At 48.2% G+C, this 17,998-nt stretch carries 16 protein-coding genes; 8 read left to right on the forward strand and 8 right to left on the reverse strand.

Features of this window, described 5'->3' with window-relative positions; all coding sequences use genetic code 11:
• The first annotated feature begins 114 nt into the window (after positions 1-114).
• Positions 115-411 carry an integration host factor subunit beta gene (locus tag HQM11_15885; protein MBF0352512.1) on the forward strand — a complete coding sequence of 99 codons (297 nt, stop codon included), beginning with the start codon at positions 115-117 and terminating at the stop codon, positions 409-411.
• 8 nt (positions 412-419) lie between these two features.
• Here HQM11_15885 and fliM read toward each other — a convergent pair whose 3' ends face one another.
• Complete coding sequence (gene fliM, locus HQM11_15890) at positions 420-1,469, reverse strand: flagellar motor switch protein FliM (GenBank protein MBF0352513.1); 1,050 nt, start codon at positions 1,467-1,469, stop codon at positions 420-422.
• Positions 1,470-1,491: 22 nt separating this feature from the next.
• Here fliM and HQM11_15895 point away from each other — a divergent pair, with 22 nt between their 5' ends.
• Positions 1,492-1,959: an 8-oxo-dGTP diphosphatase gene (locus HQM11_15895; GenBank protein MBF0352514.1), complete on the forward strand. Its 468-nt coding sequence runs from the start codon at positions 1,492-1,494 to the stop codon at positions 1,957-1,959.
• A gap of 75 nt (positions 1,960-2,034) precedes the next feature.
• Here HQM11_15895 and HQM11_15900 read toward each other — a convergent pair whose 3' ends face one another.
• The 6 genes from HQM11_15900 to HQM11_15925 form a co-directional block, all read right to left on the reverse strand.
• Positions 2,035-2,508, reverse strand: a complete 474-nt coding sequence (locus HQM11_15900) for a hypothetical protein (GenBank protein MBF0352515.1) — start codon at positions 2,506-2,508, stop codon at positions 2,035-2,037.
• On the reverse strand, positions 2,489-2,758 hold the full coding sequence (locus HQM11_15905; GenBank protein MBF0352516.1) for a hypothetical protein: 270 nt from the start codon (positions 2,756-2,758) through the stop codon (positions 2,489-2,491). Before HQM11_15905 ends, HQM11_15900 begins: the two co-directional genes overlap by 20 nt.
• A gap of 126 nt (positions 2,759-2,884) precedes the next feature.
• Positions 2,885-4,090: a molybdopterin molybdotransferase MoeA gene (locus tag HQM11_15910; GenBank protein MBF0352517.1), complete on the reverse strand. Its 1,206-nt coding sequence runs from the start codon at positions 4,088-4,090 to the stop codon at positions 2,885-2,887.
• 52 nt (positions 4,091-4,142) lie between these two features.
• Positions 4,143-5,492, reverse strand: a complete 1,350-nt coding sequence (locus HQM11_15915; GenBank protein ID MBF0352518.1) for an O-antigen ligase family protein — start codon at positions 5,490-5,492, stop codon at positions 4,143-4,145.
• A gap of 15 nt (positions 5,493-5,507) precedes the next feature.
• On the reverse strand, positions 5,508-5,996 hold the full coding sequence (locus HQM11_15920) for a hypothetical protein (GenBank protein MBF0352519.1): 489 nt from the start codon (positions 5,994-5,996) through the stop codon (positions 5,508-5,510).
• Positions 5,993-6,967 (reverse strand): P-loop NTPase, encoded by a 975-nt coding sequence (locus tag HQM11_15925; GenBank protein MBF0352520.1) that lies wholly within the window; start codon positions 6,965-6,967, stop codon positions 5,993-5,995. The genes HQM11_15920 and HQM11_15925 overlap by 4 nt, the downstream gene beginning before the upstream one ends.
• A gap of 212 nt (positions 6,968-7,179) precedes the next feature.
• Here HQM11_15925 and HQM11_15930 point away from each other — a divergent pair, with 212 nt between their 5' ends.
• From HQM11_15930 to modC, 6 genes are all read left to right on the forward strand, one after another.
• The gene (locus tag HQM11_15930; protein ID MBF0352521.1) at positions 7,180-10,449 is read left to right on the forward strand and encodes a SpoIIE family protein phosphatase; all 3,270 of its coding nucleotides are present in this window, start codon (positions 7,180-7,182) and stop codon (positions 10,447-10,449) included.
• Positions 10,450-10,571: 122 nt separating this feature from the next.
• Complete coding sequence (locus tag HQM11_15935; GenBank protein MBF0352522.1) at positions 10,572-12,107, forward strand: SpoIIE family protein phosphatase; 1,536 nt, start codon at positions 10,572-10,574, stop codon at positions 12,105-12,107.
• Between the two features lie 7 nt (positions 12,108-12,114).
• Complete coding sequence (locus tag HQM11_15940; protein ID MBF0352523.1) at positions 12,115-12,927, forward strand: MBL fold metallo-hydrolase; 813 nt, start codon at positions 12,115-12,117, stop codon at positions 12,925-12,927.
• Positions 12,928-13,158: 231 nt separating this feature from the next.
• Positions 13,159-13,929 carry a molybdate ABC transporter substrate-binding protein gene (modA, locus tag HQM11_15945; GenBank protein ID MBF0352524.1) on the forward strand — a complete coding sequence of 257 codons (771 nt, stop codon included), beginning with the start codon at positions 13,159-13,161 and terminating at the stop codon, positions 13,927-13,929.
• Entirely contained in the window at positions 13,926-14,606 is a 681-nt protein-coding gene (gene modB / locus HQM11_15950) for a molybdate ABC transporter permease subunit (protein MBF0352525.1), read from the forward strand. Before modA ends, modB begins: the two co-directional genes overlap by 4 nt.
• Entirely contained in the window at positions 14,603-15,670 is a 1,068-nt protein-coding gene (gene modC / locus HQM11_15955) for a molybdenum ABC transporter ATP-binding protein (GenBank protein ID MBF0352526.1), read from the forward strand. Before modB ends, modC begins: the two co-directional genes overlap by 4 nt.
• Before the next feature lie 54 nt (positions 15,671-15,724).
• On the opposite strand, the gene HQM11_15960 is transcribed toward modC, so the two are convergent.
• The gene (locus HQM11_15960) at positions 15,725-17,998 is read right to left on the reverse strand and encodes a hypothetical protein (GenBank protein ID MBF0352527.1); all 2,274 of its coding nucleotides are present in this window, start codon (positions 17,996-17,998) and stop codon (positions 15,725-15,727) included.

Raw genomic sequence — 17,998 nt, forward strand, 5'->3', positions numbered from 1 at the left:
TCAATACATCTCTTGAAATTTGCTACGATTTCATCCTATGTTTCATTCAAACAGGAATTTCTTAATGAAAAGGAGTTCTGTGTCAGATAACATCTTTCTTGTCTCAGGATATTTATGAACAAATCTCAATTGATTGAGAAACTCGCAGAAAAAAACAATAACAACCTTCAACTGGCGGATAAAGCGGTCAGGATTTTTTTTGACAACATCAAAGAATCCCTGAACTCTGGCGAACGTGTTGAAATCCGTGGGTTCGGTTCGTTCATCCTCAAAAAATACGAAGGTTATGTGGGCCGAAACCCCAAAACAGGAACCAAAGTTGAGGTGTCTCCCAAAAAACTGCCTGTGTTTCGTACCGGAAAAGACCTGAAGCAACGGGTTAATGAAGTTCGGGGTCCTATCAAGGATTGAACTGATCATTATTTGGGGGCTTCCTCTTCTTCAAACAGCAATGCGGATGTTCTGGGTTCGAAGAGCATCTTGCTGATGCGGATCGCCAGATGCCCATTGAACGCCCCCTGAAATCCCTCAAATTTCGGAATATTGTTGGCCAGCACTTTCAGCGGTTGATCTACGCCCTGATTCAATACCAGGTGATCCCCTACATCCAGATTCAGAAAATGCCGCAACTTGATTTTGGCATGCCCGAGAAACACTCGGAGGTCTGCTTTGGTGTTTAGAACATTTTCTGACAGGCGTGTCAGACTGAGCTGGTCTGTTTCAGAATTTTCTTTCTGGAACGTCGTGTTCAATTTAGAACGTATGGGGTCAAGCATACTGTAAGGAACACAGATGCTGAGCGTCATGGGGGTCTGATGCACTTCCACATCAAACGTTGTCACCACCACCACTTCTGAGTCAGGCACAATATTGGTGAACTGAGGATTGGTTTCAGCCCTGGAAAACTTGACACGCAGAGGGATAAAGGGCTTCCAGGCACTCTGAAGATCTTCCAGTCCACTATGAATGACTTTTGATATCATCCGGAGTTCAATGGTAGAAAAATCCCGTTTGACAGACTGGATGTGCAATTCTCCTGAGCCCCCGAACAGCATGTCAATGAAGGTGTATACCAGTTTTTGCTCCAGCACCATCATCCCTGTGCCTTTGAGCGGAGAAAAATGGAACAGGTTGAGCGATGACGGATAGGAGACTGAATTGAGAAAGTCCTTGAAGTTGACAAGTTCTGTCGCACGGAGTTCCATGTGTATCGGTCGCCGCAGGTGGTTTGACAGCGTTTGCCTGAAAATTCTGGCAAAGCGACTGTAAACCATTTCCAGTGCGGGCATCCGGCCACGAATAATCCGGTTATGACTGGCCAGATCATATTTCACAATACCGTCAGGGGATTCCTGTGGAGGGAGTTTCCGCGCAATGGGTGAGGCCTCAAATTCAGGCTCCTCCACATCCCATTCAGGAATTCCACGTAGCAGTAAATCTACTTCTTTCTGAGTCAATAGCTGTACCAAAACGCCTCCTTTGAAGGAAATTATGAAACTTGGAGTTCTTGTCTATATTGAACGCTCTGACGGTCATGTTCTCATGATCCATCGTCAGAAACACGACGAGCACCTTGGCTTCTGGCTTGCGCCAGGCGGAAAACTTGAACGCAATGAAGCACCTGATGAAACAGCGATCCGTGAGGTGCTGGAAGAAACCGGACTGCATGTTCCGCATCCGAAAATGAAAGCCGTGCTGTCTTTTCCTGATCTGGGTGATTCCCCGTTTGGTGATGAATGGCATGTTTTTGTATTTCATGCCACAGAATTTTCCGGTGAACTGCTGGACGTGTCCGTGGAAGGAACGCTCCACTGGGTGCCCAGACAAAAGCTGATTGAACTGCCCATGTGGGAAGGTGACCGGCTGTTCACGCCCAGAATTTTTGAAAACGATTTTTTTTATGGCAAACTGGTTTATCGTGGACAGACACTGGTTGAAGCCTCTTTCAGCAAGGATTGAGCCTTCCTTTTTTCATGGTATTCAATGTTATTTTTTGTTCCATGTTCCCGTACCCTGAATTCCTGATTCCTTTGTTCAAGACTGGGTTTCCCGAATGAAACCCCTTGAAATAGCATCAATAATTTCCTCAATTTCCTGAAGCACCACTGGCAGATTCGGCTTGGAAAAGCTCATTTCTGGCGCAGGAACGCGATGATGCCTGATGTCAGGTGGTATATGCTTGTGATGGGGAAATGTTGAGGCTAAATCAGGATGATGGGGATGTGGGAAATCATCATACCAATACAATCGGTTTTCCTGGTGATACACTTCATATCCGTAAGCCGTAATCAAACCGGCGTCAAAATCCAGTTCTTCCCGCATTCGCAGGCGTACTCCGTAGGCAAAGTACACCTCGCCTTCCGCTGTTCCTGTGTATGGGCTGTCCGACCAAACCACGATGGTAGAACGTTGCATGGATGAACGATGGAGCAGTTCTGTAATAAACAGACTGTAATCTGCCAGAGAGTTGAGACTCTGATTCTCCATATCAATATACAGGTTGAACACGTAAGGTTTCTATTACGTCGTGTTGTTTGAATTGCTGAGTATAGGATTCTTTCCGTCGTAACCATGTTTCATAAATACCTTTCCAGCGGCTGAAATCCGCACGGGTTTCATCATACTCATCATATCGTTCTAACTGGCCGGACATGAGTGCCGTATAGAAATCTTCACTTAGAATTCCATATTTTTCTTCATAGAGTGTCAGACGGCGCTCGATCAGTTTCATTTCAATCACTAACTCATGGATTTGCATAATATTCTCTCCATTTCCAGAATTTATGGTCAATGTTACAATGATTTCATGATAAAAATATCATAAATTTTGTGAATCAGCATCTTCATAATTTGGAAGATGACTGAGCACGGGAGTGCTCTCGCATTAAGAAACAGGTCTAACCGAAACAACGGTTCCCGCAGGCATTTCCGGTGAATTGGATTCAACCACAATCAAGGCATTGGCTTCACTCAGGGAATTGAGACTGTGAGATCCCTGACTGGCCATTGGTCGGACCTGTGCCGGAACACAGTCCCGGTCTAGCCATGCCCGCAGGTATTGCTGGCGGCCTGCCCGATGCCTGACAGGCTCTGTCAATACGGCTGGTACGAGCGGTTTCACATAAGGCGTTCGGCCCATCCGTTTCCGGATGGAAGGGCGCACAAATTCTTCAAAGACCACAAAGCTGGATGCTGGATTGCCCGGCATGCCAAAGACCAGTGTTTCGTTTTTTTTGCCAAAAAAGAATGGTTTTCCGGGCTTGATCGAAACTTTCCAGAATATTTCTTCAACCCCCAATCGTTCCAGCGTGTCTTTCACAAAATCATGATCGCCCACAGAAACTCCACCTGAAATCAGCACCATATCAGCGTCCATGGCTTTTTTCAAATGCTGTTCCAGCAGGTCCGGGCGATCTTCAACAATTCCCAGGCGCCATGCGGCGCAATGTTCTGATCCAACCAAGGCTGTGAACATGTGACTGTTGGAATCCCTGATTTTTCCCGGAGCTAACGGATCTTCCACATTGACCAGTTCACTGCCAGTGGACAGGATCGCAACTTTCAAGGGCTGAAACACAGGTACTTCCGCATAACCAAACGCGGCCAAAACCGCTATTTGCGTGGGGCCAAGGTTCATTCCGGTTTTGAGGATCTGCTGTCCGTGTTGTATGTCTTCCCCCCGGTAACGCACATTGTCGCCCAGGCGGGGACTGCGGGTAAACTGAATATTTGTACCAGCCACTGTCACACTTTCTTTCATCACGACGGTATCCACGCCCGGAGGCATTTCAGATCCCGTCGCAATCTGGTAGCACTCACCGGGTCCGGGTTGTTCCGTTTCATGGAGACCCGCCGGTACAAAGCCACGATTTCTGAGTGTGACAGGATGGTCTGTGGAAGCTTCAACCAGGTCCGCATGCCGAACGGCATAGCCATCCATCGCAGAGTTGTCAAACAACGGCAAATCAGAGGTTGCTGTCAGGTTTTGGGCCAGAATCAATCCATGAATTTGGTTCAAGGGTAACAGAATGGTCTTTCCGGCAGGGGTATGATCCAGAATGATATTTCGTGCCTGATCAGGGTGCAGCATGACGCTCCTATGAGATTGATGTTTATCCGATAAATAATTGGCAGTGGCGGGTTTACGTATTTGCTTTTGAATCTGGAAAATGAATGAGACGCAAGATCAGCCCCATGAACAGATACACCATCGTCTGAACTTCACTGTCACGGAAATTGTTTTCAAAGAAGCCTGCCAGCATGAAGCCTATGGTGGCAGACAGGACGCCCCACATCAGGGATTGGTTATATTTATCGGTGATTTTTTTGTAATGAACCAACAACTGTCCGATCCAGGTGATCCAGATGGCCATGTAGGCCATAAAGCCGACAAAACCCGTGTTTAGGAAGGTCTGGATGTAGATGTTGTGAACGCCCGCACTGGGCTTGTTGAAAAAACGATGGCCTGTCCGTTCAGCAAGGGGGGTTCGATAGCGGTCCATCACCTCCCGGTCATTGTCAAAACCGATTCCAAACCAGAAATGATCCTTGATCGCATTGATTCCGGATTCCCACATGAGCAGGCGGTCCTCATTGTATTTCAGCATGAAACCACTGGTAATTCGACTCCAGACCACGTCACTGAACGAATCGGAGGAAGAAGGCTTTTCGCCCTGGTTGAGATACACTGAACCAAGAATCACCACGGCGGAGCCAACCCCGATCAGCAGGGAAAAGAACAGTTTTTTTGAAAAATGATAAAGGAGCAGCAGGATGCTGAAAAAGGTGCCGATCCACACACTTCGAGCCAGTGATAAGACGATGGCCAACAGCATCAGCGCGGTACTTCCTGAAATCGTGAGCCGCTGCCGCTCGGGCAGTGTGCCCGGACGAAGGACCAGTGAAAAAAACAGGGGGAAACTCAGCAGAAGCACGCCGCCATAAGTGAGGTGGTTGGAATAATTGCCCTTGGCATGAAAAAACGGGGTGTAGCCATAAGTTGTAAAACAGGGATGCTTGTATGGTTTGGGGTGACTGTTTCCAAAGAAATCAAACCATTCCGCTCCTGTAAAAAACTGAATAATTCCATACACAGAGATCACCGTCAGAAAGAACATGAAAATCTGCATCACATGGCGATGATTTTCTTCTTTCAGTGAAAACATCAACGCAAATGGCAGAAACATCCGCCAGTTGTTCCAGAGCATCATGCCAACCCTTGTTGTGTAGGGTGTCAACAACGTTGAAACCAACTGTACCAGCACCCAGACCATCAATGCCAGAAACAGGGGATGCTTCCATAAAACCGGACGGGGATTACGCCAGAGTTTATACACGCCGACCAGATATAATCCCACAATAGCGGCATCGGTGCCTGCAATGGAAAATGTGCTGAAAACAAACACCCCATAGAGGAAAAAACGATTCCAGAACGAACTGTTGGTGATTTCCCGAAACAATATCCGGGAAGATTCAGCGTTGATTGAGGGCATGGTGGATCCTGATTTTTAGCCGGTGATATCGCGGAGTGTGTAACAAAAATCCGGATGTTGCTGATGATGGCGGATATAATGCGAAGATAGTCCCAGCAATTCCATTTGAAGAATGGTGATTATATTGGGAACGAGGTCGGTGATTTCAGTGATTCCTGAAAATTCATGGTAAAACTTTTTGAAGTCTCCGGTCATTTTAATAACAACCTGATGGGTGAGCTTTAAAAAACTGATCACTGTTTCAACAGGCAATTCGTCGGTTTCTCTCAGGAACAAGGGGATGTTGTGTTCCCATAAGCCGTAATACAGCATGACTCTGAAATCCTGAACCTGAAAGCAATGGACCAGAGCAAATTCAAACAAATCCCACAACAGGGCATTTTGGGCCGGACGACCATCCACAGGGGTGATACTGGTTTTTCCGGGATGCTTGAAGTGAAATCGCGGAATGGTAATCTGGCACATTGGATTTTTACACTGACTGCAATCTTGGTGAAGACTCATAACGATTTAAGCTGTTGATAATATAATGTGGTTTCTTCGATCAGAGCATCCGCTCCAAAAGCCGTAACATCGTCCCATTTGTCCGTAATGTCCAGAGCAATTTTCTGAACACGCCGAGCAAAAGTACTCTCAGGATAATGGCGTAGCAAGGGCACCGAACGATAGGTTGCTTCACGGGCGTGACGGTCTTCAAACAGACTGCCAAAATGGCTCAGCGACATGGCCAGGGTGGCTCGACTGGTTTCATTCAGTTTGTGACAAATGCCCAATTGTTCGGGAAGAAGGCACAAATTATACACAATACGGGGTTGGTAACGTTCCAGCAGATTTCTGGCGGCAACGGCCGCATTGCGGTCTGTGACTCCCAGACGTTCGATCATCATCGGAATGGTCAATTGTCCGGCACGTGTGGGCAAACTGCGGAAATGGTGCAACTGCTCCCATGCCGCTGGGAATTTTTTCAACTCCCGGTCAAAGGCCCGAAACAGAAAATTTCTGAGAAACGTCAGCAGATTCATGATTGCCGGATATTCCGGGGTGGTCACCAGCAAACTGTGGCGCGCCACCGCAAAAAAATCCAGAGTATTGAATTCGCTACCACCACCCAGATCCAGCAAAATATAGTCCGCTTTCAACCATTTGATGGAAAGCAGTAGCCGGATTTTTTCTGAAAAAGAAATATTGGCCATGCAGGGCGTGCGGGCATCTCCGGGAATAAATCCCAGATTTTCTATTCCTGTCGCAACAACCAGCGATTCCAGTGTTTCAGTTTTTGAAAGCAGATAATCGCCCACACCCGGGTAGTGGTTGGGTAACCCCAGATAGGAATGCAGATTGGAACCGCCCAGATCGAGGTCAACCGCAATGGTTCGATAGCCCATGTCTGCCAGTGCAATAGCCAGATTCGCGGTAATCAGGCTTTTGCCGACACCGCCTTTTCCACTTGCTACCGCTATAATGGTGGGATTCATTGTGTGTTTTAACTACAGGTTCACGTAATGCTGACAATTGAGCTTTCTGTAATCTAGGTATAAGGAGACAACAAAAAAAGCAAAGAAATTCTTGCGCTGGCATCCGCTCAAATTTATCCTTGCTTTTCGATATTTATCAATGTCATATCCCTAGAGGATTCCAAATAAAAACAAAATGATATTATGACTGCGATGAAGACCGGGGGGCTTCAGTGAAACAGGGACTACTCACAGGAAAAATACAATCATTGACTGGCCTGGTAATCGGAATAATGCTGTTTTGTCAGGGGCTTCCCCTGCTGATGGCACAGGAACCTGTTCTCGTTCTTGATAAGGCTATGGAAATCAATGGGCTGGGTCAGCAGATGAGCATCCTCGAAGATATTTCAGGGAAACTCACGCAGGAAGAGGTTCTTGCCTCCAACGAGTTTGTGCGGTCAGAGAATGATGCTCCAAGTCTCGGTTTCACCACGTCTTCTTTCTGGTTGCGATTCACACTGCTCAATCCTGAGGACACAACGGTTGATCGAGTATTGCTGTTCAGCTATCCACGGGTGAGAGGCGTGGATCTCTATGTGCCCTCCCCGGAAAATCCCCTGCGCTATGAAGTCAAACACTCTGGCAGCAACCAACCGTTTCATCAGCGTGAAATTCCCTATCGCAACTACGCCTTTTCAATAAAAGTTCCCCCCAAAAAACCGCTCACCTGTTACATGCGCATCGACTCCGGAGATTCGTTGATCCTGCCCTTGACGCTCTATCAGCCCAGAGCGTTTACCAAATACATGTTGCTCGATTATGTCATTCTGGGGTTTTACTATGGGGCGATGGTGATCATTCTGATATACAACTGCCTGTTGTTTGCGGGCACACGGGATCAAACCTATCGTGACTATTCACTGATGCTGGCCTGCATCATTCTGTTCAGTCTGACCATTGATGGATCCCTGTCTCAATTTATTGCGTTTCATACACCAGAACTGGAAAATATCAGCCGGCCATTTCTGTTGTGTCTGCTCGTTTTTCTCGGGTTGCAATTCAGCCGTTCGTTTATCAACATCAAGGAACTTTCACCAGTCCTGGATAATGTTGTGAAAGTGATCATGGCCTCAGCCATCGCAGGCCTGGTGATTTCTCCGTTCACGCCATATTTTCCCACGTTGCAAACGTCCATTCTGTTTGCGTTCATGGCCTTGGGAGTCGCGACAATCATCACTCTTTATGGCCTCTGGAAACGGAATCGACAGTCTTTTTTTTACGCCATAGCCGGGTTTGGCTTCATGCTGGGCGGAGTGACGCTCATTTTGGCCAATTTCGGCATTCTGCCCTACAATCTGATCACCACCTGGGGCGCCTTCACAGGTTTTCTCACTCAGGCTGTTCTACTGTCGCTGGGGTTGGCTGACCGGATCAAAACATTGCAAAAAGAAGCGCTTGAAGCACAGAAAGTGGCCATTGACAGTCTGCAACGCGCGGATCAACTCAAGGATGAGTTTCTGGCAAACACGTCTCATGAACTCCGGACTCCGTTGAATGGAATCATCGGTCTCAGTGAATCCATGCTGTTTCTCAATCAGTTTGAAAAAAAGGATGAAGTTGTCCAGAATTTGAAAATGATCATCCAGAGTGGCAAGCGTCTGTCCAGTCTGGTGAATGATCTGCTGGATTTTTCAAAAATGAAACATCAGGAATTGATGCTTCAGTTCAAACCTGTAGATGTCCGCAGTATCACGGACACGGTGATCTCCATTCTCTCACCGCTTCTGAGTCACAAGCAGGTCAAGTTACATCACACCATGCAGGGGTTGATGCCGCTGGTCTGGGGCGATGAAAACCGGGTGGAACAGATCCTGATGAATCTTGTGGGAAATGCCATTAAATTCACGGATGAAGGTTCCATCATGATTCAGCATCAGGTCATTTCTCCATTTCTGGTGATTCATATCACAGACACAGGAATCGGGATTCCGCGGGAAAAACAAAAAGATATTTTCAAGGCGTTTGATCAGGTGGATGGGTCCATTTCACGGCAATACGGGGGCACAGGCCTTGGTCTTTCAATCAGCCGGCAATTGGTGGAACTGCTTGGCGGAACATTGAAAGTGGAAAGCGAGGTCAACAAGGGTTCGACCTTCACGTTCACCCTGCCGTTAGCGACCGAAGAACAGAAAAACAACTGGAAAGCAATTCCCGGAATGCCGCCCCCCCCACAAAAAGAGTTATCGCCGGATTCCCTTCTTATCCCGCAGATTCAGTTGAAGGAACATAATCCGGAGTCAGGAAACAGAACCATTCTGATTGTGGATGATGAACCTATCAATGTGCAGGTACTCAAGAGTCATTTGAGTGATCTCCCCTTTCAGATCAGGGTCGCCTGGGATGGTGTGGAAGCACTCCAGTCCATCAAGACTCAAGTGCCGGATCTGATTCTGCTGGATTTGATGATGCCGCGAATGAGTGGCTATGAAGTCTGTCGTGAAATTCGCAAAACGATGGATCCCGCAACCATGCCGATTCTGATTTTGACCGCGAAAACACAAACAGAAGACATGATTGAAGGCCTACGTGCCGGGGCCAATGATTATCTCACAAAACCCTTCAATCGGGATGAACTCATTGCCCGAATTCAGACACAGATCCGTTTCAGGGAAGCGGTGGATACTCTGCGGGAGTCAGAACGTCTGGGCATGGAACTCAAGACAGCCCAAACGGTGCAGGAATTGCTGATTCCCAAACAGGATCCTTCACTCGAAGAGCTGGAAATTGCCAGTTATTACAGTCCAGCCGCTGAAACTGGCGGCGACTGGTATAGTTACCGCCATCATCCTGAAAACAGAACGCTGGATATTTTGATTGGCGATGTGACCGGGCATGGGGTTGCCGCGGCACTGATCACAGCCATGGCGGACAGTGTGTATGCCTCGGTTTCAGAACAGCGGAAACGATTGAAAGAACTCCATCAACCTGATTCCTATCTGTGGCATCCCACTTATTATGTCGAAATGCTGAACAACGTATTGTTCACTGCCACCAGAGGACTCTACAACATGACATTTTTTTATTCAGTGATTGATCTGGAGCGCAATATCATGGTGTTTTCCAGTGCGGGCCACCCACCCTGCATCATCTGGCGACCCGGTAAATTTAAGATTTTACGCAAGGGAATCGCGGTGTTTCAGCCTTTTTTGGAAATCAGTATCCGCAGTATGTATCTCGGTTATGAAGCCGGCAAACATTTTGACATACAGACACAGGAACTGGAGTCAAATGATGTGATCATCTGGTATACCGATGGTCTGGTAGAAAACAGCAATGCCGACCGGGAACCGTTCGGGAAAAGACGACTCAAACAGATCATTCAGAACTGTGCGGGCTTGACAGCGCATCAGATCAGGGACCGTATCGTGGAAGGCGTAAAAGCTCATTGCGGCGCATTTCCACAAGAAGATGACATCACGTTGATTGTGGCAAAGATCCACTGATTTATCCCCGATGCGGGAAGCGCACACATAAAGCACTTGTGATAAGAACTCGTTTCAGGTTATGAAAAAAGCGTCACTGACAAGCGGACATCCATGTCAAATATTTTAGCAGGGAAACAATTATGAAAATTCTGATTATTGATGGGAGCCGTGTGGCTCGGACTTTTATCAAACGAGAGCTTTCGTCACTCCCGGATGCTCAGTTCTTTGAAGCGGAAAATGGAGAGGAAGGCTTCAACCAGGTTTTAAAGTATGTTCCTGATCTGATCACCATGGGACTCATCATGAAAGGCAATGACAACAACAGCCTGATCATGAAAATTCGTCACACCCCTGAATTGTCGCATATCCCCGTAATTGTGATCACCTCCAGCACAGAAGATGAAGCGATCAATCATGCCTTTGATGCCGGAGCCGCGGAAATTTTTTTCAAACCGTTTCCTGACGGGAAATTGATGAATTATGTCAAGACCATGTTCCGAAAGGAGCAGGATCTGACAAACATCAATATTCTGGTGGCGGATGATTCTTCCACGGTCCGTTCCATCATCCTCCGCACCTTGTCATCTGTAGGCGCGACTACCTTTGGCTGTGTCAACGGGGAAGAAGCCATCGAAATTCTGAATCGTCAACCCATTGATATGATTATTTCCGATTATATCATGCCCAAAAAAGATGGCATTGAAGTCTGCAAATATGTTCGCACAGAACTCAATCGTGATGATATTCCGTTCATTCTGCTGACTGCTGTAGGCGAACGTTCTGTGGTGCTGGACGCCCTGAATGCCGGAGCCAATGATTATCTGACCAAGCCTTTTTCAAGGGAAGAAATCATGGCGCGTATCAAAAACCATGTGCGTATGATTCATTTCAACCGCAGGCTTCAACTGGAACTCGCCGAACGTAAAAAACGGGAACTTGCCATGATTTATGAACTGAATCAGGCCAGAGAAACCCAGAAAGTTTTGTTGCCCACCAAACTTCCTGAAATCCCGGGAGCCAGACTGGCGGCCAAGTATGTGCCGATGGACCAGATCGGTGGTGATTTTTATAATATTTTCCCGTTGGAAGATAACAGGTTCGGCATCATGATCGCGGATGTCACCGGGCACGGCGTTCCAGCGGCGCTGATCTCATTCATGGTGTCAGGGATCTTTACCAATAACGCTTTAACGGTTCCTTCTTCCACCAAACTGGTCATGGATCTCACCAATCATTATCTGCACGGAAAATTAAGAGATGATAAATTTGCCACCATGTTTTACGCGATTTATGACGCTGATGAGCAATCACTCCTGTTCACCAATGCCGGACACAATGTCGCCTATGTTTTCCGTGGCGAAACCGATGAGCATTTTGAGTTGGACACGGATGGAATTTTTCTGGGGCCATTCCCCAATGAAATCACCAATTACAAAGAAAAAGAATTTCAGTTCAATCCGGGAGACCGGTTGCTTTTGTATACCGACGCGATCATGGAAATTGCTGATGAGACAGGGGAAATGTTTGGCGAAGAACGGCTCCTTGCGTTGGTAAAGTCCAACAAGGACACACCGCTGAATGAACTCCTGGACCTGATTTATGACGAATGCCTGCGATTTTCCGGAAGAGATGGCATGGCCGATGACTGTACCATGGTCGCCCTGGAAATTCTGTAGAGATCCTATGTCCACATCCGTAACATGGCTGGGTACTGCCAGCCTTGAAATTCAATACAACGAACAGCTTGTCCTGCTTGATCCGTATCTTTCCAGATTGAATAAATGGAAGGTCGCATTTTGTAAACTGCATCCGGACACCGATAACATCACCCGCTATCTGGGGCAACTTCCATCGTCACCTTCAGCCTTGATTGTCACGCATACCCATTTTGATCATGTGCTGGATATTCCGTCACTGCTTCCGCATATTCAGGGACCTGTGGTTGGCTCTGACAGTCTCGCCACTATCCTGGAAATGGTGGAGGCCTATGACCGTGTGACCATTTGCCATGGAAATGAAACATTGGCTCTGACCAATGACATCACTGTGACCATGATTCGATCCCGACATGGACTGGTGATTCTGGGTAGAGTTCCCTATCCGGGTGAAAATATTCCGGCAAATCTTCCCTGGAGAACCAGAGATTATCGTCATGGGTTGGTTTTCATTCCGAAAATTGTGATGCCGGAACTGACGCTCATGGCTGTGAGTTCCGCACATTTCATCCCGGAAACGCTGGAGGGGCATCGCTGTGATGTTCTGTTTCTATGTGTTCCCGGCTGGAAACGTGTTGCGGAGTATCCTCAAAAGCTGATTGAGATCGTTCAACCTCAGGTTGTCATCCCGATTCATTTTGATGATTTCACAAAACCTGTTCAGGGAAAAACACCCATGCTGCCCAAACAGGATCTGGAAGGATTTACCACAATAATCCGTAAATCTTTTCCGAAGATTGACCTCAAAATTCCAGAAATTGGCATTCCACTGAAATTCTAATTCCTGTTGAACCGGGGAATCATCGGATCTTATTTAATTTTCAATCCCAGACTTCTTATTCGTTGGCCTGGGCTGTTCACTTCTATGGTAGGACGGGACTACGTGCCCGTCAAAAATACGATTTTGGCGTTTGCGGGGCATGTAATCCCCGCCTACCATCCGGTTGACGCTCAAAACAAGGAGAAATGAACAGCCCTGATATGTTGGCGTGAAAACAAACCAGGAGACATCATGAAGAGAACACGATTTTCTCTTGTAACCTTGCGCGTGCTGGCGTTCGCCGGACTCGTGCTGTTGTGCAACCGACCGGCTTATGCCGACGAGCTACGAGTTGCGGTAGCGAGTAACTTCTCTGACGCAATCAAAGAGATCGCTCAGGCCTTTGAGAAAAAAACTGACCACCAGATCACGCTGGCTTTCGGATCAACCGGGAAGCACTACGCGCAGATCAAGAACGGAGCACCGTTTCATGCCTTTTTCGCTGCCGATGTCGAACGACCGAAGTTGCTTGAAGAGGAGGGTGTCGCACAGCCGGACAGCCGCTTCACCTATGCTGTCGGCAAGGTGTTGCTGTGGAGTCCGACTGAGGATTTGGTGGATGCCAGAGGTGAGGTGCTGAACAGTGGCCGGTTTCGCTACCTGGCTCTGGCGAACCCGAAACTCGCACCCTACGGAAATGCGGCGGAGCAGGTGCTCCAGGCAAAAGGAGCCTGGGAAACCCTGCAAAACCGGATGGTGCGCGGCGAAAATATCGGCCAGACCTACCAGTTTGTCATAAGCGGTAATGCTGAATTGGGATTCGTCGCCCTCTCGCAGGTCAAGAAACCGGGTGCTACCATCACAGGCTCTTACTGGGCGCCGCCTCAATCGTTCTATGACCCTATCGAGCAACAGGCCGTGTTATTGAAAAATAATGTTGTGGCACGTGATTTTCTGAGTTTCGTCAGGAGCGAACCGGTGCGCAAAATCATTCAAAACTATGGTTACGGGACACCTGAATGATCAATGAACACGATCTGACGGCGCTCGCCACTTCGCTAAAGCTGGCGGCAGTCACCACACTGATTCTGTTGATGATTGGCACGCCCATCGCCTGGTGGCTGGCACGCAGCCGTTGGCGTTTCAAGTTTCTGCTGGAGGCCGTAGTAGCGCTTCCGCTGGTGTTGCCGCCGACCGTGCTCGGCTTCTATCTGCTGGTCGCACTGGGTCCACACGGACCAATTGGCAGACTCATGGAGATGCTGGGTGGCCGCCCGCTGGCTTTTACCTTTACAGGGCTGGTTATCGGGTCGGTATTCTATTCCATGCCCTTCGTCATCCAGCCTCTGCAGGATGCCTTTACCACCGTTGGCCGCAGGCCATTGGAAGTGGCCGCCACCCTGCGGGCCTCGCCCCTGGATCGTTTTTTCACCGTTGCTGTGCCACTGGCCCGTCCCGGCTTTTTGACCGCCGCCGTTCTTGGCTTCGCGCACACCCTGGGGGAATTCGGCGTAGTGCTGATGATTGGCGGGAATATCCCGGGCCAAACGCAAGTGATCTCCATTGCCATCTATGATCATGTGGAAGCGCTGGAATATACCAAGGCGCACTGGATTTCCGGTGGGCTGCTGCTCCTTTCTTTCTCTCTGTTGATGGTAGTCTATGTCGTCAATAAACGTTTCACGGCGATACAATCATGACTATCGAAGCACGTTTCAGGATTGACCGGGGGAATTTCTTGCTGGATGTGGATCTCGCAATCCCCAGGCGCGGTGTCACGGCACTGTTCGGACCTTCCGGCTGCGGCAAGACCACGTTGCTACGGGCCATCGCTGGATTGGAGCGATCGCCGGGCGGTTATCTCAAGGTTGGCGACGCAATATGGCAAGACCCCGGGCAATTCCTGGCACCGCATCGCCGACAACTTGGATATGTTTTTCAGGAACCCAGCCTGTTTGCGCATCTCGATGTTCGGCGCAATATTGAATACGGTCTCAAGCGTCTTGAAGCCCGACAACGAAAGGTGTCGCTCGAACGCGCGGTTGAACTACTGGGTATCGGGCACCTGCTTGAGAGTAGACCTCATCAGTTATCCGGAGGTGAGCAGCAACGCGTTGCCATAGCCCGTGCACTGGCAGTCAGCCCCGCCATGCTGTTGCTCGATGAACCTCTGGCCGCACTCGACACGCAACGCAAACAGGAGATTCTGCCTTATTTGGAATCACTGCACCGTGAGTTAGAGATCCCGGTGCTTTACGTCAGCCATTCCCGCCAGGAAGTCGCACGACTGGCAGATCATATGGTGCTGTTGGCGGAGGGGCGGGTCAAGGCTTCAGGGCGGGTTAATGAACTGTTCTCCCGTCTCGATCTGGCATTGGCTCACGAACCAGATGCGGAGACGGTGATCGACGCCGTGGTCGCTGGACACGATAAGGCCTACGGCCTCACGTACATCGATTTTCCCGGTGGTCGATTCGCCGTAACAGGCAAACCGTTCCCCGTAGCAAGTCAAGTGCGTCTCCAGGTATTGGCCCGGGATGTTAGCCTTACCCTGGAACCACAGAGCAAAACCAGCATCCTCAATATCTTCCCGGCCACAGTGGAGCAACTTGCGGAGGAGGGCGAAGCACAGATCACTGTACGCTTGAATGTGGGCTCCGTCCCCTTGTTATCGCGAATTACCCGCAAATCTACTGATGATCTCGGTCTGAAACCGGGAGTGGCGGTGTACGCTCAGGTGAAGAGTGTCGCTTTGTTGATGTGAGCATTGAGTGACTGTTTGAATTGCGACTGCGGCATATTGATGGAAAACGCGGCACTACACCGTTTTTTCTTTTTCAACTTTTTCATATTGGCTGACAAAATCACGCAGACGGTCCTGAAATTTTTTGAACTTTTTGTAAAGTTCCGGTGGGAAACTCTCGATCACATCAATCATTGCCTGAAATACCAGGGGCCTGAGCTGACTGGCAATTTCAATATTTTCCAGTTCATACCTGGTTTTATTCACTGTTCTGGAAAAATCCACATTTTGTGAAGTTCCTGTATAAATTTTGATGGGATTGGTTCGATATAGCTGAAAATAAGGAACCGGTTGAGCATATTTATCAAAGGGAGCTTTGCCCAACACCAGAAACTGATCTTTGCCTGTTTTCAGATAGATGCCAATCTCGTCCAACTCTTTCATGGACTCCCGACCTGACATCTTGACCGTAATTTTATGGGTCACAAGCCTGGCATAGCCAAGATCCGAATAATAATCGAGGGCCGCTTTGACACAATTGATATAATCGTCATACAGATAGAGTTTCAGACTGGCCTGATCAAAGAAGTTTTTTTGTAGATTCGGGATCTTGGGTTCATAGATGGTGCTTTTGAATTCCCGACCATAGCCATACCAGTCTGCTGACACCGGATCGAGCGTTTTTGCCAGATGTTCCATTTCGTCCAGTTCATTCTTTTGCGGTTTGAGCGCGGATTCCGGCTCATCCGGAAAAATTTTGAATTTCTGAACCAGCCTGGTTAAGGTGTTCATGAATCCCGAAAGTCTGGAACCTTTTTCTTTGACATCATCCATATGCACCTGGACGGTCCTGGCCATGTTGTCTTTTTCAGTTTGATTGTCGCTTTCCAGATCAGCGGTTCTAAGTCCTGTGGCGGGAGGTAGCTGATTGTCCTGGATCTGCCGGGCTTTACGTGCGGATGTGATGCTTTTATGAACGGCGGCGGCCAGCGTGGTCAACTGATTGAATGTCAAGCCCTCCAGCCATTCTTTTTCAGCGGTTCTTGCCTGCTGAAGCAGGGGTTCCTTGACAGATTTATAGTTTTGCGGAGATTTCAACAGGGAATAATGGGTTGATTTCATTTCCAGTTGTGCCGGAAACTGCTGATCCGAGGCATTCAGTTTCTTGAACAGTTCTCTTGCCTGCTGATAGGCATCGACTTTGAAAATAGCATACTGCGGTGTTGTTGACACACCTTTGGTGATATTACGACAGTCCTGTTCATAGAGTGTATCGGTCAGCCACCAGGCGAGATATCGATGTTTCCAGCGAAGGTACAGGAGGATATGCGGATTTCCGAGTAACCAGTAAATCAGTTCCCTGTAACGTTCGGACAGCAGGGCCAGGTTCAGATTTTCACCAAACAAGGGCGATTCAAGAGACATGAGCTGTACCGTATTTCCATAAAGCGTTTTACGGCTCCAGGTCATGGAAGACTGAATGGATCTGGGCAGGAGATTTTTGATTTTTTTAAGTGATTCTTCTGCCTGAGCCACCAGGTTTTCCCTGTTTTTTTGTGCGTCTGCGGGCGCCAGCGAAGTGAAAAGTTCCGTGTTTTCCAGAATACTGCGAGTCACCCGGTATGTACTCAGGGCCTTCGAAGCGTAAATCCTGACAATTTTCTCCTTAACCTTGATATCCCCGGTGAATAACAGCTTCAATTTTGTCAGCATTTCCTCGGGATCGTTGAAAAAAGAGAAGATTTTTTGAATTTCATGAAGCTGATCTTTGGGCAGTTGATCCAGATATTCCTGTAGAAACTCACATAAAATCACCGCCTCCTTGACGCTGTAAAGCCCGAAAACCAGCCCTTCTTCAGTGGTGATGTCAGGCATACCCGCATCGGCCATGCCCTCAGACTCATCAGAAATCTGTGTCATGAAATAATCTTCAAGTTCCCGAAAATAATCATGAGCTTTTGCCATGAAGGGACGATCATCCGCCTCACTCAGGTCCGCTTCAACCTGTTCCAGATTTTCCGTTAAGGGCGAAACGGATTCAGTCTCAAGGTCTTCAGCTTCTTCGAAATAAGTGGTTTCTGTGTCCGCCTGTGTATCTTCTGCTGGCGTTTCATGATCCGCGTCCCAGGAGCCTGACTCAAAGTCATGATCTGATTCCAGCTCATGACCACTTTTATCTGCCGGAGTTCCTTTGACTTGTAGCGAATCATCTTCCGAGAAGGACAGGTCTTCAGCATCTTCAGCACTGTCATGCGTCTGATGAATCCCTGTACTGTTTTCATTGGGTTCATTTTTTTGGGAAATAATAATCACTTCCTCGTCTTTTTTATTGCGGATGTATCGTGTCAT

It is taken from the genome of SAR324 cluster bacterium (assembly GCA_015232315.1).
Lineage (GTDB): Bacteria > SAR324 > SAR324 > SAR324 > NAC60-12 > JADFZZ01.

Excerpts from the sequence above, each read along its gene's own strand:
- HQM11_15885 (MBF0352512.1), top strand. The coding sequence starts at position 115 with ATGAACAAATCTCAATTGATTGAGAAACTCGCAGAAAAAAACAATAAC.
- HQM11_15895 (MBF0352514.1), top strand. The coding sequence starts at position 1,492 with ATGAAACTTGGAGTTCTTGTCTATATTGAACGCTCTGACGGTCATGTT.
- HQM11_15905 (MBF0352516.1), bottom strand. The coding sequence starts at position 2,758 with ATGCAAATCCATGAGTTAGTGATTGAAATGAAACTGATCGAGCGCCGT.
- HQM11_15910 (MBF0352517.1), bottom strand. The coding sequence starts at position 4,090 with ATGCTGCACCCTGATCAGGCACGAAATATCATTCTGGATCATACCCCT.
- HQM11_15915 (MBF0352518.1), bottom strand. The coding sequence starts at position 5,492 with ATGCCCTCAATCAACGCTGAATCTTCCCGGATATTGTTTCGGGAAATC.
- HQM11_15920 (MBF0352519.1), bottom strand. The coding sequence starts at position 5,996 with ATGAGTCTTCACCAAGATTGCAGTCAGTGTAAAAATCCAATGTGCCAG.
- HQM11_15925 (MBF0352520.1), bottom strand. The coding sequence starts at position 6,967 with ATGAATCCCACCATTATAGCGGTAGCAAGTGGAAAAGGCGGTGTCGGC.
- HQM11_15935 (MBF0352522.1), top strand. The coding sequence starts at position 10,572 with ATGAAAATTCTGATTATTGATGGGAGCCGTGTGGCTCGGACTTTTATC.
- HQM11_15940 (MBF0352523.1), top strand. The coding sequence starts at position 12,115 with ATGTCCACATCCGTAACATGGCTGGGTACTGCCAGCCTTGAAATTCAA.
- modA (MBF0352524.1), top strand. The coding sequence starts at position 13,159 with ATGAAGAGAACACGATTTTCTCTTGTAACCTTGCGCGTGCTGGCGTTC.
- modB (MBF0352525.1), top strand. The coding sequence starts at position 13,926 with ATGATCAATGAACACGATCTGACGGCGCTCGCCACTTCGCTAAAGCTG.
- modC (MBF0352526.1), top strand. The coding sequence starts at position 14,603 with ATGACTATCGAAGCACGTTTCAGGATTGACCGGGGGAATTTCTTGCTG.
- HQM11_15960 (MBF0352527.1), bottom strand. The coding sequence starts at position 17,998 with ATGACACGATACATCCGCAATAAAAAAGACGAGGAAGTGATTATTATT.